Source organism: Ruegeria sp. AF3, assembly GCF_056536285.1.
The window spans coordinates 510,578-525,514 of sequence record NZ_JBQFJM010000001.1 but is presented as its reverse complement, the minus strand read 5'-3'; the positions used below and the strand labels follow the sequence as shown (position 1 = coordinate 525,514).

The 14,937-nt window shown below is 59.3% G+C and carries 14 protein-coding genes; 7 read left to right on the top strand and 7 right to left on the bottom strand.

The features are described 5' to 3' along the window. Positions 1–49 precede the first annotated feature (49 nt). Positions 50–643, top strand: coding sequence for a DUF4167 domain-containing protein (locus ACR3FC_RS02580; RefSeq protein WP_480473192.1), 594 nt, complete (start codon positions 50–52; stop codon positions 641–643). A gap of 55 nt (positions 644–698) precedes the next feature. Here the strand turns inward: ACR3FC_RS02580 and rsmA are convergent, their stop codons facing one another. The 5 genes from rsmA to lptG all read right to left on the bottom strand — a co-directional run bounded on the left by rsmA (position 699) and on the right by lptG (position 7,095). After that, positions 699–1,541 carry a 16S rRNA (adenine(1518)-N(6)/adenine(1519)-N(6))-dimethyltransferase RsmA gene (rsmA, locus tag ACR3FC_RS02575; protein ID WP_480473190.1) on the bottom strand — a complete coding sequence of 281 codons (843 nt, stop codon included), beginning with the start codon at positions 1,539–1,541 and terminating at the stop codon, positions 699–701. An 85-nt stretch (positions 1,542–1,626) separates the two neighbouring features. Next, on the bottom strand, positions 1,627–2,592 hold the full coding sequence (pdxA, locus tag ACR3FC_RS02570; RefSeq protein WP_480473188.1) for a 4-hydroxythreonine-4-phosphate dehydrogenase PdxA: 966 nt from the start codon (positions 2,590–2,592) through the stop codon (positions 1,627–1,629). Continuing rightward, complete coding sequence (locus ACR3FC_RS02565) at positions 2,589–3,842, bottom strand: peptidylprolyl isomerase (protein WP_480473186.1); 1,254 nt, start codon at positions 3,840–3,842, stop codon at positions 2,589–2,591. The genes pdxA and ACR3FC_RS02565 overlap by 4 nt, the downstream gene beginning before the upstream one ends. Next, the gene (locus tag ACR3FC_RS02560) at positions 3,833–5,995 is read right to left on the bottom strand and encodes an LPS-assembly protein LptD (protein WP_480473184.1); all 2,163 of its coding nucleotides are present in this window, start codon (positions 5,993–5,995) and stop codon (positions 3,833–3,835) included. The genes ACR3FC_RS02565 and ACR3FC_RS02560 overlap by 10 nt, the downstream gene beginning before the upstream one ends. Then, positions 5,995–7,095 (bottom strand): LPS export ABC transporter permease LptG, encoded by a 1,101-nt coding sequence (lptG, locus tag ACR3FC_RS02555; protein WP_480473182.1) that lies wholly within the window; start codon positions 7,093–7,095, stop codon positions 5,995–5,997. Before lptG ends, ACR3FC_RS02560 begins: the two co-directional genes overlap by 1 nt. A 229-nt stretch (positions 7,096–7,324) precedes the next feature. Between lptG and ACR3FC_RS02550 the strand changes: the two genes are divergently transcribed. From ACR3FC_RS02550 to ACR3FC_RS02540, 3 genes are read left to right on the top strand one after another with little or no spacing between them, the layout of a single operon-like run. Then, entirely contained in the window at positions 7,325–8,791 is a 1,467-nt protein-coding gene (locus ACR3FC_RS02550) for a leucyl aminopeptidase (protein WP_480473180.1), read from the top strand. A gap of 4 nt (positions 8,792–8,795) precedes the next feature. After that, positions 8,796–9,254: a DNA polymerase III subunit chi gene (locus ACR3FC_RS02545; protein WP_480473178.1), complete on the top strand. Its 459-nt coding sequence runs from the start codon at positions 8,796–8,798 to the stop codon at positions 9,252–9,254. Between the two features lie 29 nt (positions 9,255–9,283). Further along, positions 9,284–10,330, top strand: coding sequence for an aldo/keto reductase (locus ACR3FC_RS02540; RefSeq protein WP_480473176.1), 1,047 nt, complete (start codon positions 9,284–9,286; stop codon positions 10,328–10,330). A gap of 67 nt (positions 10,331–10,397) precedes the next feature. Here ACR3FC_RS02540 and ACR3FC_RS02535 read toward each other — a convergent pair whose 3' ends face one another. Continuing rightward, on the bottom strand, positions 10,398–11,384 hold the full coding sequence (locus tag ACR3FC_RS02535) for a GlxA family transcriptional regulator (RefSeq protein ID WP_480473174.1): 987 nt from the start codon (positions 11,382–11,384) through the stop codon (positions 10,398–10,400). 133 nt (positions 11,385–11,517) lie between these two features. On the opposite strand from ACR3FC_RS02535, the gene bcoG reads away from it, so the two are divergent. From bcoG to ACR3FC_RS02520, 3 genes are all read left to right on the top strand, one after another. Further along, a complete protein-coding gene (bcoG, locus tag ACR3FC_RS02530) occupies positions 11,518–12,432 on the top strand; it encodes a 3-dehydrocarnitine:acetyl-CoA trimethylamine transferase BcoG (RefSeq protein ID WP_480473172.1) in 915 nt (304 codons plus the stop codon). A gap of 85 nt (positions 12,433–12,517) precedes the next feature. Then, positions 12,518–13,984: a carnitine 3-dehydrogenase gene (locus ACR3FC_RS02525; RefSeq protein WP_480476763.1), complete on the top strand. Its 1,467-nt coding sequence runs from the start codon at positions 12,518–12,520 to the stop codon at positions 13,982–13,984. Beyond that, a complete protein-coding gene (locus ACR3FC_RS02520) occupies positions 13,981–14,739 on the top strand; it encodes an SDR family oxidoreductase (RefSeq protein ID WP_480473170.1) in 759 nt (252 codons plus the stop codon). Before ACR3FC_RS02525 ends, ACR3FC_RS02520 begins: the two co-directional genes overlap by 4 nt. Before the next feature lies 1 nt (position 14,740). Here the strand turns inward: ACR3FC_RS02520 and ACR3FC_RS02515 are convergent, their stop codons facing one another. Continuing rightward, on the bottom strand, positions 14,741–14,923 hold the full coding sequence (locus ACR3FC_RS02515; RefSeq protein ID WP_480473168.1) for a hypothetical protein: 183 nt from the start codon (positions 14,921–14,923) through the stop codon (positions 14,741–14,743). Positions 14,924–14,937: the final 14 nt, after the last annotated feature.

Sequence of the window (14,937 nt, the reverse complement as noted above, 5' to 3'; positions counted from 1 at the left end):
CAAAACACGGGTTGAGCGACAGCGCATTGATAAGGCTGACGTAAGTAAGATGAGATCTTCCAAACCCCGTTCGCGGGCCAAGAATAACCGCAATCGTCCTTCTGGCGGCAACGTGGTAAACCGGGTTTTTGACAGCTCGGGTCCCGAAGGCAAGGTTCGTGGCACGCCGCAGCAGATTATTGACAAGTACAACCAGTTGGCACGTGACGCTCAGCTGTCGAATGACCGCGTGGCGGCAGAAAACTTCCAGCAACACGCAGAACATTATCTGCGGATGCTGAGCGAGGCGCAGCGCGAAATGGATGCGCGCCGTGAAGAGCAGGAGCGCCAGAACCGCGAACGCCAGGCTGAGCGCGATCGTGAACGTGCCGAACGTCAGGAACGCGAAGCGACCCGTCAGGCTGATCCGGCCGAAGCACCGCAGCCTGATTTGATGGACCTGTCTCAGCAAGTTTCAGAGCCCGATAGCGGCTTGGTAGAAACACCGGAAAACAAAGAAACCCCGGTAGCTGAGGCACCGGAAGAGGCACCGCTCAAAGAAAAACCCGCGCGTAAACCGCGCACGCGGAAGCCCAAAGCTGCACCCGAGGCAAAAGAGGAAGCACCCGCCAACACCGGGGATGCTCCAGAGGCGGCTGAGTAAAGCTGACGCCCAATGAACCAAGCCCCGAGGTCAAACTCGGGGCTTTTTTGTTTGATCAGGTTTTCTTAACTTCGCGCGCCAAAGCGCAGAACGCTTCAAGCGGGATTTGTTCGGCACGGTCCGTGGGCTTGATACCAGCAGCCAGCAGACGGTCTTCGATATCCGGGGCAATGCCTTTGAGTGAGGCGCGCAGCATCTTGCGGCGTTGGTTGAAGGCGGCGGCCACGATACGTGACAGGGTGGCGGCATCGGCGGGAAAGCGTGGTTCGGGCAGGGCGGTCAGGTGGACCACGGCGCTTGAAACCTTGGGCGGCGGGGTGAAGGCCCCGGGGGGAAGCGACATGGCGATACGTGCCTCTGCCCGCCATTGAGCGAGGATGGCAAGGCGTCCATAAGCTTTGCTGCCAGGTTGGGCGACGATACGCTCGGCCACTTCGCGTTGGAACATCAGCGTCAGGCTCTGCCAGAATGGGGGCCATTCGGGCGGTGTCAGCCAACGCACCAGCAGCTCGGTGCCGACATTGTAGGGCAGGTTGGCTGCGACGCGGATTGGCGGTGACAGGTATTCAAGCGGGTTTATTTCCAGGGCGTCGCCGTTGATCACCTCAAGCCGACCCGGATACGCGGCCGCGATGTCGTTCAGGGCGGCAATGCACCGGGTGTCTTTTTCAACGGCCACGACCTTGCGCGCGCCTTCGGACAGCAGGCCCCGCGTCAACCCACCGGGACCGGGGCCGATTTCAAGCACATCGCATTCTGACAAATCGCCAGCCTGTCGGGCGATCTTAGCGGTCAGGTTCAGATCCAGCAGAAAGTTCTGCCCCAGCGATTTGCGCGCTGAAAGCTGGTGGGTTGCGATGACCTCGCGCAGAGGGGGAAGCGTGTCTATAGCGCTCATGATCGGAATACCTTGGCGCCTGTGAAAGGGGCTGCGCCCGAGATTTTTGTGCCTCCGGCGGGGATATTTTCAGCCAGGTGAAGGATCAAGAGCTTTTTACCATGCGCCGGGCAAGTTTCAGGGCTTCGATCAGGCTGGAGGGGTTGGCGATGCCTTTCCCCGCGATGTCCAGTGCTGTTCCGTGGTCGGGTGAGGTGCGGATGAAAGGCAAGCCAAGGGTAACATTCACGCCCCGGTCGAAATCCAGCGTCTTGATCGGGATCAGAGCCTGATCATGATACATGGCGATGGCGGCGTCATAGCGGGTGCGGGCAGCGGCGTGAAACAGAGTATCCGCAGGATGGGGGCCGGTGATGGTTGCGCCCTCTGGGTTCAGATCAGCCAGCATCGGAGCAATCCAGTCGAGTTCCTCTGTGCCCATCTTACCGCCTTCACCTGCATGTGGGTTCAGACCTGCAACTGCGATGCGGGGATGTGTGAGCCCGAACTGATCACGCAAACCGCGTACAGTGATTTCAATCGTCTCGCGCAGAAGATCAGGGGTAAGTGCCGCGGGAACCTGTGACAATGGAATGTGAATTGTCGCGGGAACGACGCGCAACCTCTCGCTGGCCAGCATCATGACAACCCGACGGGTTCCGGAAAGGGCTGCCAGAAACTCGGTATGGCCAGGAAAGGTGAAGCCTGCGCCGTCGATCAGGGCTTTCTTGTTGATCGGTGCAGTGCAAAGCACTGCGGCCTCACCGGTCTGTACCAGTTCGGCGCCGGTTTCGATGGCATCAACCACCGACGGCGCGTTGGCCGGGTTTGGCTGGCCGAATACGTTAGGGGCGGGAAAGTCCATCTGAAGAACGGGCAGGGCCCGATCACAGATTTCAGCGACCTGACTGGGATGTTCGATTTTGGCAACCGGAGTGCCTGCGGGCAGGTGGCTGGCGTCCCCGATATAGAAAAACGGGCAGGCATCGCGCAGTTCAGCCCACGCCTTGGCCGCGATTTCCGGGCCGATACCGGCCGGTTCGCCGCAGCTGAGCGCGACGGGGCGTGTCATTCCTGAGTAATGACAGCGTCAGCCCGCAGCTGTTCCACCAGACTGGCCGCAAAGGCCTGAAGACGTTGCTGCGCCAGCGCATTGGCGACATCGCCCCGAGAGGTGTCTTCGCCCAGATCCCGCGTGCGGTTGCACAGCATCAGGAACACAAGCGTCTGACCATTGTTGCGAGTCAGATTCGCCGATGCTTCGTTCCGGTCCAGCTTGGCCAATTCCACGGCAATATCACCGGGCACCTCGGAAGGCGCGGCTTCGACCCGGTCCAGAACTTCGGCGGGCTGATCCTTGGCAATGCCATAGAGATCATCACAAGTGTCGATTTCTTCTTTCAGCTTCGCGGCCCGCGAAAGGGTTTCGGCGCTGCGCCCGCCTGGCAGGTAATAGGCGGCATAATCCAACTTTGAAATGCGCGGAGCGCCGGTTGCGACTTCGCGCAAGCCACGCATCTGAAACAGGGCAACAGCGTTCGGCAAGGTGATCGGGTCGGTAATCTCACCGGTCTGAAGCCCCAGGATGACAGGTTGAAGCGCCGGGGGCAGGTTCGAGATATTCAACCAGTCCAGACGTCCACCCTGACCCCGTGTTGCGGCTGCGGAATACTGAGCCGCGGCGGCAGAAAAAGCGTCTTGCCCTTCCAGCCGCGAGATTTCTTCGGCCAACAGCTCGGTCTGGGCAACCGTTTGCGGGTTTACCGGGATGATGATTTCGGACAGCAGGACCTGCAATCCGCCACCGCCCGTCTGGCCCAGAGCGCGATCGATCTCATCCTCGGTCGGGCGGGCCTGCGACAGATAGCGCGAACTGATATAGTCGCGCCATGCCAGTTGATCGGCGACATAATCCCGGACCGTTTCCGGGTCGACGCCCGCGTCGCCGAGAAGTTTTAGGAATTGTTCGGATGACAATTGTCCGCGCGAGGCGAATTCGTCGATGCCCAGTTGAACGGCCTCGGGCGTCGCTTGCACGCCGGCATCACGCATGACCTGCCTGCGCAGTTTTTCATCAATCAAGGCATCCCTGACGTCAGCTTCGCTACCACCGGGCAGGCCCAGAACATTCAGGAATTGCAAGCGCTGTTCAAGCTCATACCAGGTGACAATGTCCTGATTGACGCGGATCGCGGGTGAGAACAGGCTTTGCGCGCCGCCCTGAAGAGGCGCGATTGCAAAAACTGCGGCAACTAGTGCCGGTGTGACCGGCTTAAGCCAACCGGAACGGAGAAACCTGGAGAAACCTGATATCAACTGCATGTTCTCTTGTATGTCTTGCCACCGCCTTCAAGGGCGTACCCTGTCAGAGAAAGGGTAAAGCCGAATTCTGTCGAAGGCTCAATAGTGGATGTTGAAGTAAAGCGCCGACTTACGGACATGTTAACCTGAACACATTCGTTCTGGTAGGTCACGCCCAGACCCAGCCGGATCGGTTCCGACTCGGCCAGATCGTAGCGCGCCAGGGCATTTGTCAGCCAGTTCTGATCGACCTGGTAACGCCCGAGCAGCAGAATTTCCGAGATTTCTTCGGTGATGTTTTCCGCCGGGTCCGGTTCCTGCCAGATATAGCTGCCAGACAGGCCGGCATATTCGGATGCCCAAGCGCCGCGCAGCTCGGCTTTGACAAAGCTGAAATCCCCGTCGATCAGACCACGCCCGGCAAGTGACCAGCCATTGGCCGTGCTGATCTGCCCGGCCACCAGCAAATCCGACGATGTGCCCTGCAATCCCGATGTCAGTGTGAAGTTTGGATCGGCGTCGGCCCGAAACACTTGGCCCACAGTCGCCTGGGCCTGCCAGCCACCCGCGCCATACCGGGCCCAGTTCAGGCCAACCACACCAGTGGCACTGTTCTCGCGCTGATCTTCAGCAGGGAACCGCGAGAGGGACAGAAGGTTGCCCTGATCGAATTCCTGAAAAGTGCTTTCATCATTCGGAACATCGGTGTCCGATACATGTGTCCATCCGAACTGCGCAATCGGTTCGAGGAACTGAACAGCCCCCGATTCCTCGCGCCGGGTCATCGGATAACGGAGTGTCAAAGCCGCGCGCGGCGTAGATCGGGTCACGTTGTCGGGATAATTGCTGTCGTGGCGAATGTTGAAAGTGTCAACCGACGCCCCCAGCGTGGTATCGACCCGCAATCCCGATGAGAAAGTCCAGCTGCGTAGCCATTCGGCATCGAAGGTGGCCCGTGCCATGTCGCGACCAACAACATCTGTGTCGCTGGTACGTTCATGCGCATGACCGATGAAAGCCAGCCGAACCTCGCCCCCCAGCGTGCTGGGAAAATAGCGTTTTTCATAGTTGAGGTCGAAGACGCGGGACGGGATTTCGTCCTGATTTTCGCTGTCCCGTAGTGTTTTGTAGTAGATCAGGCCGGTTTTGAACGCACTATCGCGCTTGATCCGCTCCAGTGCGATTTCGCTGCGCAAGCGGTCCAGATCCGGCAAGCCGTAATCGGCCAGATAGGCATCGTCGGATGTAGTTTCCAGATTGAAGGTCAGACGGAAATCGTTCTTCAGATTGAACCAGCCGGTGGCAAACAGGTAGCCGCGATCCTGATCGGGTTGCACATCATCCCGTGTATAAGCGCCTTCCACCTGAATGCGTCCGTTCACAAAGGCCTGACGATAGCGGTATCCCAGAGTTGTCGTCTTGGCTGAGATGTAAGGCGTAAGTGTCAGGTCCTTGTGATCGCCAAGTTTGAAGAAATACGGAACCTGAACGCCAGTGCCCAATTGCGAGGTGCTGCGGATCGAAGGAACCAGAAAGCCGGTTGCCCTCTCTAGCGTTGGGTCGGGCAAGCGCAAATAGGGAAAGTAGAATACCGGATAATCCAGGACCCGAAGCTGCGCGCCTTCAAAATATAGTTGCCGTTCCAGTTGATCATGCGTGACTTTGCGCGCCCTGATCTGCCACAGAGGCGGCCTGCCGTCGGTGCAGACATGACAGGATGTGGCTGAAACCTTGCTGAATTGTGTATAACGTCCTGCGGCCCGTTTCGCCTGAACCGAGGCGATCTGTACCTGCTGTTCAAACACCATGCGTGCACCGATCAGCAGTCCGTTCTGAATTCCGCTGTCCAGTTGCCCTGAATCCGCCAGCAGCGTGGTCTGACCACCCTGATCGATACGAATGGGGCCTTCCAGTATCAGCTCGCCAGTCTCGCGGTCATACGTGATACGATGGGCGGACAACTTGGTGTCGCCCTGAAAGGCTTCGACATTGCCTTCAGCCACAAGTTTGCGCTCAGGCGTGATGAATACCTTGTCGGCCACCAGCAAGGCGGGCTCTTGCTGCGCTTGTGTGCCCTGTGGTTGTGGCTGGCCTTGGGATGTCTGTGCTGCAGTTCCCGCCGGGACGGACAAAGCCAGTGCACTTGTAAGCAATACAGGAACGATATGCCGCATCAGCCGTCCTCCGCATGCAGTAGCAGACCAAGAGACAGCAGAATTGCGGCAAAGGGCGGTGCCCAGGCAGCGATATAGATGGGCAATTGTCCGTTTTCCCCGAGGATTTGCGCGAAATTGCGCACGAAATAGATGGCAAATCCAAGCAGAACGGCTGTCAGGACGGCGATCCCTGTGCCGCCGAACCGAACGTGGCGCATGGTAAACGCGGCCCCGATCAGAACCATCGAGATCAGAAAGAAAGGCCGGGCCAGCTGTACCTGCAGCCAAACCTCATATTGTTTGGTCGAAAATCCCGCCTCGCGCAGGTCGCTGATCAACTGGGGCAGGTCATAAACAGAAACCGAATCCTGTTGCCCAAACGTATCCATGATCCGCTGTCGGGTCAGCGAGGTCGGCAGCTCCAGACGCTCGTGCACAACTGAATTAGATTCGGGGTTTTGCCCATCCTGCAAGGCCCAGGTTTTTGCCTGATACAGAACCCAGTTCCCGTCTTCCAACTCGGCCCGGTTTGCAACGATCTGCTGGGTCGGTTTGCCATCCCGCCCAAAGGTGATGACGGTTACACCGTCCAGCCGCAGCTTGTCTTGGTTCGACGTTGACCGGGCGTGGATAACGGCCTGTCCGTTTTCGGCGGACTGGCGCAGCCACAGGCCCTCGCTGCTGATCGAAAGGGCCGAACTGCCGTTGTTTCGGTATGAATCCGACAGGCGGCGGAACTCTTCGGATGTGGCCGCTGCGATGGGGTTCAACAATGCAACGGCCAGCGCGCCGATGATCAGCGACAACAAGACAGGGGCGACCAAAGCGCGGATGCCCGAGCGGCCAGTTGCACGGGTCACCACAAGTTCTGATGTGCGTGCCAGCCCGACGAACAAGGCGATGGTGGACAGGATAACCAGCAGAGGCAGCATTTCGCTGATCGCGGCTGGTGTATTCAGCAGCGTAAGGTGCAGCAACTGGGCAAATGACAGGTCGAAATCGTCAAAGCGGCGAATCTGTTCGATCAGATCGATGAGAATCATCAGGGTCAGGAAAATACCTCCGATGACCATGAAGCTTTGCAGGAACCGGCGAGCGAAATAACGGTCCAGGATCATAGGCACGACCCCGCAGTGCCTGTAGTGCGAGGGTTCGGGCCGATATCGCGCCTGCGCAATGCTGTGCGCGACGGCGTATGCCTGCCCTCTCGTACCACGTCTTTCTCCCCCGAACCTGCCGGTCATTTTTTCGGGACCTTAATGCAATTGAAAGGCGGGGAAAACTGCTATCTGGTCAACGCGTGCCCTGCGGGCTAGGTCTTGGGGAACAGAATTCGAGGAGTGTACAATGAGCAGTCTGATACCGATGCGTTTTCAGGAGTTTGACCTGGAGGCTATGGCGCAGGCCGGAGGGCGCGTCGCCATCATCATTCCGGATGACGGTAAGATGGGCCCGGCAGCCCGCAAGGCGAACCGTCTGACAAAGGGCGGGTTGGCGCGGCTTGTTGAAAGCGAGAGTTTCAGAAAGTCCAAGACAGGTGATGTCATCTCGATGGCATGGCCCACAGGGATGGCGGCTGAGGCGCTGGATGTTCTGGTTCTGCCACGTCGCCCCGAGGCCGCCGAAGCCCGCAAGGCAGGTGCGGCGCTGGCTAAGCTGGCAGGCGGCAAGGAAATGCTGGTGATGGTGGGCAATCAGGCGCGGGCCGAGGATCTGGCACTGGGGATTGTTCTGCGCAGCTATGAATTCGACGCGCATAAAACCAAGGAAAGCCAGAAGGCCGGTACAGTGACAATCAGCCACGCAAAGCCTGCAGAGATCGAGGCAGATTTTGCACCTCTCTATGCAATTGCTGATGGCGTTCGGATGACGCGCGATCTGACCAATGAACCGGCAAATGTTTTGACCACTACCGAATTCGCGGACCGTCTGGTTGAGATGCAGGAGCTGGGTCTTGAGGTCGAAGTGCTGGACGAAGACAAGCTGGCCGAGTTGGGAATGCGCACATTGCTAAGCGTCGGGCAGGGCTCGGACAGCCCTTCGAAAGTGGTGGTGATGCAGTGGAATGGCGGGGCCAAGGACGACGCGCCTCTGGCTTTGGTCGGAAAAGGCGTAGTGTTCGACACGGGTGGTATCTCGCTCAAACCAGCTGCTGGCATGGAAGAGATGACCATGGACATGGGCGGAGCCGGAGTTGTTGCGGGCGCCATGCGCGCGCTGGCCAAGCGCAAGGCAAAAGCCAATGTCGTGGGGCTGGTTGGTCTGGTCGAAAATATGCCCTCGGGTAACGCCACCCGTCCGGGTGATGTGGTCAGGTCTATGAAAGGTGATACGGTCGAGATTATCAACACCGACGCCGAGGGCCGCCTGGTTCTGTGTGACGTGATGTGGTACGCGCAGGAACGGTTCAAGCCGGTCGGCATGATCGATCTGGCAACTTTGACCGGTGCGATCATTATCGGGTTGGGCCATGAGAATGCTGGTGTCTTTTCGAACAATGACACATTCTGCGATGCCTTCCTGAAATCAGCCAAGACCGAGGATGAAGGCGCCTGGCGGATGCCATTGGGCGATGCCTATGACAAGTTGCTGAAATCGCGCATTGCCGACATGAAAAACGTGGGCGGTCGTCCCGCGGGTTCAGTCACCGCCGCGCAATTCCTGCAGCGTTTCGTGAAAGAGGAAACGCCGTGGATTCACCTGGATATCGCGGGGGTCGCCTCGGTTGCCGACGAGACATCTTATGCGCCCAAAGGCGCCACCGGCTGGGGTGTGCGCGCACTGAGCCGGTTTGTGCAGGACAATTTCGAGTAAGCATATGGGCGCTGTCTATTTCTACCACCTGACCCGCCAGCCGCTGGAGCACACCTTGCCTGCGCTGCTGGACAAGGCGCAGCAAGCCGGGTGGCGGATAGCCGTGCGGGGTACTGACCCTGCACGGATGGATTGGTTGGACGAAAAACTGTGGCTGGGACCCGAGGACGGGTTCGTGCCCCATGGTCGCGCAGGCGGTCCGCATGACGCGGACCAGCCGATCCTGCTGACCACCAGCGCCGTGGCGGGAAATGGCGCGACCTGCATCATGGCCGTGGATGGAGCGCCGGTCGAGGTGGAAGAAGTCGCCGCGCTGGAACGGGTTTGTATCCTGTTCGATGGCAATGACGACATGGCTGTACAACACGCGCGCGGGCAGTGGAAAGCGCTGACGGATGCCGGATGTTCCGCACAGTACTGGTCGGAGGAGTCCGGGCGGTGGGAAAAAAAGGCCGAAGCCTGACCGGCCCGCAATTTTCAGGAGATACGACGATGCAGAAGAAGCCTTTGGGCCGTACCGGAATTATGGTGAGTGATCTGTGCCTTGGCACGATGACATTTGGCTCTCAAACATCTGAAACGGATGCGCACCGGCAGATGGATATGGCGCTGGACGCGGGGATCAACTTTGTCGACGCGGCCGAAATGTACCCGGTGAACCCTGTCGCGAAGGAAACGATCGGGCGCACCGAAGAGATTTTGGGAAACTGGAATGCCGCTAATCCTACCCGCCGGGGTGATTATGTTCTGGCGACCAAGCATTCCGGCGCGGGGCTGTCCTTTGTCCGTGATGGTGCGCCGATCACCGCCCGCACCATACCCGAAGCGATTGAGGGGTCTTTGCGACGATTGCAGACCGGGTACATCGACCTCTACCAGTTCCACTGGCCCAATCGGGGCAGCTATATGTTTCGGCAGAATTGGGATTATGCGCCGTCTGGCGAATACACAGACGAAGTGCTGAGCAACATGCAGGAATGCCTTGAGGCACTGCAGGCTCAGGTGGACAAGGGCAATATCCGTGCCTTTGGCCTGTCGAATGAAAGTGCTTGGGGAACCGCGCAATGGCTGCGGCTGGCCGACCAGATGGGGGCGCCGCGCGTGGCATCGGTGCAGAACGAGTATTCATTGCTGTGCCGCCATTTTGACACCGACCTGGGTGAGTTGAGTGTGCATGAAGATGTTGGGCTGATGGCGTTTTCCCCTTTGGCAGCAGGCTTTCTGACCGGAAAGTACCAAAATGACTGCGTTCCCGACGGATCGCGTATGTCCTTTGTGCCTGAGATGGGAGGCCGGAAATCCGGTCGTGTTTTCGAGGCGGTTGCAGCTTATCTGGACATCGCCGCACGGCATGGTCTGGATCCGGTGCATATGGCGCTGGCGTGGTGCCGGACGCGCCCTTTCATGATGTCGGCTATCTTCGGAGCCACGACCGTCGCGCAGCTGGATCATATTCTGGCGGGCGTGGATCTTGAATTATCCAAGGATGTGTTGGCCGAGATCAGCAGGGCACATCGGGCGCACCCGATGCCGTTTTAGGGGCTCTGCCCCCGTCGCCTTTGGCGACGCCCCCGGGATATTTTTGGCCAGATGAAGAAGGATCCGGTCAGTGATGGGTGGGATGCGCGCGTTCGTGTCTCAGGTCGCGGGCCGATTGACCGTGGGCGGTGCGGAAAGCGCGGGCAAAGCTGGATTGCGATGCAAAGCCGGTGGCGAGCGCCACATCCATCAGTGGCATGTCGGTGTCGGTGACCAGACGGCGGGCCTCGGCCAGGCGCAGCTGCAGATAGTGGTCCTGCGGCGTCGTGTTCAGGCGCAGTCGGAACTGTTGTTGCAGCGTCCGTGGGCTGGTGCCCAGGCGGTCTGCGATAAAGGCCAGCGGCAGAGGATCATCCAGTGACGCCTGCATCATCGAGTTGGCCTTGGCGGTCAGTGCTGTGTGGCGATGGGGTGCGCCTGTGCGGCTTTGCGGTTTTCCAGGGTCCGGAGCACCATCGTAAAGGAACAAGCCCGCAACGCGCGCGGCGAAACTTGCGCCATGACGGGCGGCGATGATGTGCAGCATCATCTCGACAGCCGGAATTGCGCCACCCGAAGTCAGTCGATTGCCCGAAACGGCGAAGCGGTCGGTGCGCACATCAACTTCGGGAAACCGCGTGGCGAAATTTTCTAGGTCTTCCCAGTGGGTTGTTGCCAGATGGCCATCCAGTAGCCCGGCCTCGGCCAGGAGCCACGGGCCGCCATCAATGCCTGCCATCGTTGCGCCTGTGCCCGCGATGCGCCGCAGACCAGCCAGCAGGCTGGGGGTGGCGTGTCGGGCCAGTTGGAACCCGGCGACCACGATCATCAGGTCGCAGGATTGCAACCGGGCCAGTGGAATACCAGGCACTTGCAACGCGCTAGTCAGCACCGCGGGTTCTGGCGATGCGGTCACATAGTCCCAGTCAAAGGCCGGGCGGTCCGCCAGACGGTTCGCGGCCCGCATCGGGTCCACCGCAGAGGCAAAGCTGAGCGTGTTGCATTCGTCCAGCACAAGCACCGCGGTTTTCAGGGCGCGGTGTTCCGGTTGCAGTATGTTTTTTGCGGATTTCATCAAGTTTGATTCGCATATTGCCAAGTGGTTTTCCCAAAGCTGCGCCAGAGTCGGGTCAGAACGCAAATCGGAATCCGGGGAAAAGCCTGGGGAAAACCCAAGGCAGAACCGGGTATAACTTGGGGAAAACACCATGCCTCTGGAAATGAACCGCGAAGTCTTTATTACCTGTGCCGTAACCGGCTCGGGCGGGACGCAGGACCGCAGCCCGCATGTGCCGCGGTCACCACAGCAGATCGCCGACAGCGCAATCGCTGCCGCCAAGGCCGGTGCGGCAGTGGTACACTGCCACGTGCGCGACCCCGAGACCGGTGTGCCAAGCCGCCGATTGGATCTGTATCGCGAGGTGACAGACCGCATCCGCGACGCTGATGTGGACGTCGTATTGAATCTGACGGCCGGCATGGGCGGCGACATCGTGTTCGGCGGTGTTGAAAACCCGTTTCCCGTGGCCGCGGGCACGGACATGGTCGGAGCATCCGAACGTGTGGCGCATATTGCCGAATGTTTGCCCGAGATATGCACCCTAGACTGCGGCACAATGAACTTTGCCGAGGCTGATTATGTTATGACGAATACGCCTGGTGCATTGCGCGCCATGGGCAAAATGATGACCGACCTGGGTGTCAAACCCGAGATCGAAGCCTTTGACACTGGCCACCTGTGGTTTGCAAAGCAACTGGTGAAGGAAGGGGTTCTGGCACCAAACGCTTTGGTCCAGCTGTGCATGGGGGTACCGTGGGGCGCGCCGGATGATCTGAATACCTTTATGGCGATGGTGAACAACGTGCCGGATGACTGGACCTTCAGCGCGTTTTCACTGGGACGGAACGAGATGCCGTTTGTCGCGGCTTCGGTTCTGGCGGGCGGCAATGTGCGCGTTGGGCTTGAGGACAACCTGTGGCTGGATAAGGGCGTAATGGCCGAGAACTGGCAACTGGTGGAACGTGCAGGATCCATCATCGAGAATATGGGCGCGCGTGTGATCGGCCCTGACGAAGTCCGTGCGAAGCTGGGGCTGACCAAGCAGGCACCTGTTGCAAAATAATGGACACGCGGGTTTTTGGGGGCCAGCCCCCAAGCCCCCGGAGTATTTTTAAAAAGATGAAACATGCGCAGCCAGTAGGTGGGGAATCATGAAAACGGCGGCAATTATTGGTGGTGGAGTTATCGGCGGCGGATGGGCTGCGCGGTTCCTGCTCAATGGCTGGGATGTGCGGGTGTTTGACCCTGATCCCGAGGCGGAACGCAAGATTGGCGAGGTGTTGGACAACGCAAGACGGTCCTTGCCGGGGCTGAGTGACGTTCCGTTGCCAGCCGAGGGTGCGCTGAGCTTTCACAGCGACATGGCCGAAGCGGTTAAGGGTGCGCGTTGGATACAGGAGAGCGTACCGGAGCGTCTGGATCTGAAACTGAAGGTTTACAAAGGCTTGCAGGAGGCTTGCGATCCGGGCGCGATCATTGGATCCTCGACCAGCGGGTTCAAGCCGTCCGAACTTCAGGACGGAGCGCTGCGCCCCGAGCAGATCGTGGTGACGCACCCCTTCAACCCGGTTTACCTGCTGCCTTTGATCGAGCTTGTACCAACGGACAAGAACCCGCCCGAGATGATCGAACAGGCCCAGGACCTGTTGAAATCGCTTGGGTTCTTCCCGTTGCATGTCCGGAAAGAGATCGATGCGCATATCGCCGACCGGTTCCTGGAAGCTGTCTGGCGCGAGGCGCTTTGGCTGGTCAAGGATGGCATCGCGACAACCGAAGAAATTGACGAGGCCATCCGTATGGGTTTCGGCATCCGCTGGGCGCAGATGGGTCTGTTCGAAACCTACCGCGTGGCCGGGGGCGAGGCGGGGATGCGGCATTTCATGGCGCAGTTCGGGCCTGCCTTGAAATGGCCTTGGACCAAGTTGATGGATGTTCCCGAGTTCACTGACGAACTGGTCGATTTGATCGCCAATCAATCTGACGCACAATCCGGGATGCATTCGATCCGAGAGCTGGAGCGCATTCGCGATAACAACCTTGTCGGTATGATGCGGGCCCTCAAGGCGCAGAATTACGGCGCGGGTGCGGTGCTGAACCAACATGATGCACGGTTGAAACCCGGAGCGCTGCCGACGCTGGATCAAGCGGATCTGAGCCAGCCCATCCTGACCCTGTCGCGGGCTGTTCCTCTGGACTGGACGGATTACAACGGCCACATGAACGAAGCGAAATATCTGGAGGCCTTTGCCGCTGCCACTGATCGGTTCATGGAAATCATCGGATGCGATGCGGATTACATCGCCTCGGGTGGCAGCTATTTCACGGCGGAGAACCACATTCGTTATGTAGATGAAGCTCATGCTGGTGCAAAAATCGACGTGCGCACGCAGATGCTGTTGGGGCAAGGCAAGAAACTGCACGTGTTCCACAGCATGTACGAGGGCGACAAGCTGCTGGCCACGGGCGAAAGTTTTCTGCTGCATGTCAGTCTGGAAACCCGTCGCCCCAGCCCGCCATCTGCTGAAATTGAGGCAGCTATGACGCGGGTTGCCGAGGCTCAGGCCGGGTTGCCTTACCCCGAAGGCGCAGGCGCGGCGATCAGGAAGCCTTCATGACGCGCCGGGTTCTGGTGACGGCTGGCGCGTCAGGCGTCGGCCGGGCCATGGCCGAGGCGTTTGATGCGGTTGGCTATGACGTCCGAGTTACTGATATCGATCAGGCGGCGTTGGATACTTTGCCCGATCATTGGACCGGGCACCGAGCCGATGTTGCGGACGAGGCTGACATGCGCGCGGTATTTAACGCCATTAGGTCGACGGGCGGGTTGGATGTGCTCTGCGCCAATGCCGGTATTGCCGGCCCGACAAATGCTATTGAGGATATTGATCTGGACGCGTGGCGTGCTTGTGTCGCGGTCAATCTGGACGGTGCTTTTCTGGCGGCAAAACATGCAGCGCCGCTGATGAAATCGGCGCGGGCGGGCAGTATCATTCTGACCTCGTCGACAGCCGGGCAGTATGGCTACCCGTTCCGTGCGCCCTATGCGTCGGCAAAATGGGCCGTCATTGGGTTGATGAAGACGCTGGCCATGGAGTTGGGGCCCTATGGCATTCGTGCCAATGCCATTTGTCCGGGCGCTGTTGAAGGCCCTCGGATGGAAGGCGTCCTGACCCGTGAAGCCGCAGCCAAGGGCATGACCCGTGACGAGGTCTATCAGGGCTATGCCTCTGGCACCTCAATGGGGCGCTTCGTCGAAGCGCAGGATGTCGCCAATATGGCAGTATTCCTTGCCTCGGATGCGGCACGTCTGGTTTCAGGTCAGGTGATCGCGGTGGATGGTCACACGGTCAACCCGGACCCGAAACTGTAACTCAGCCCTGGTTTGGACCACGGATCTGGCGGATGGTCTGACGGACCGCCTGCCAGTCCTGGGCCTCTTGCCGATTCCCGGCAGCTTCGCAGTCGCGCATTTTTTTCGCGGCTTCGGCCTCGGCTTGGTCTCCATGGGCGGCAAAAAGTGCACGTGCGTATTGAGCGGTTTGAATTGCGTCCATTCCTGTGCTCCTCC